Source organism: Parafrigoribacterium mesophilum (assembly GCF_039652555.1).
GTDB classification, from domain to species: Bacteria; Actinomycetota; Actinomycetes; order Actinomycetales; family Microbacteriaceae; genus Parafrigoribacterium; species Parafrigoribacterium mesophilum.
The window spans coordinates 1-252 of record NZ_JBDJAF010000094.1 but is presented as its reverse complement, the minus strand read 5'-3'; the positions used below and the strand labels follow the sequence as shown (position 1 = coordinate 252).

The following is a 252-nucleotide window of genomic DNA, read 5'->3' as shown; positions in this document are numbered from 1 at the left end:
ACCGATGACACTTGCAGTCCGCTCAAGCCCAGGCGCGTGTATTCCATTCGTCAACGCTACAACAGCGCATCCGGTTGGTGGACGGTGTTCACCAAGCCGGCCGAGCAGCAACGTGAAGCCGATGGGAACACCGGGTAGAACACGTGCTCGATGACGCCGCGGGCCAGCGCGTCGGTCGGGCCGCGGAGGTCGGCGACGGTGGCCTCCGGCAGAGGCAACGTAGGCTCGATCCATGACCAGGCGGCCCCGCAC

General features: G+C 66.3%; 1 protein-coding gene. It reads right to left on the bottom strand.

Annotated elements, in window-relative coordinates:
* Positions 1 to 56 precede the first annotated feature (56 nt).
* On the bottom strand, positions 57 to 252 hold a 196-nt coding region (locus ABFX56_RS16220; RefSeq protein WP_346234384.1), incomplete at its 5' end, for a hypothetical protein.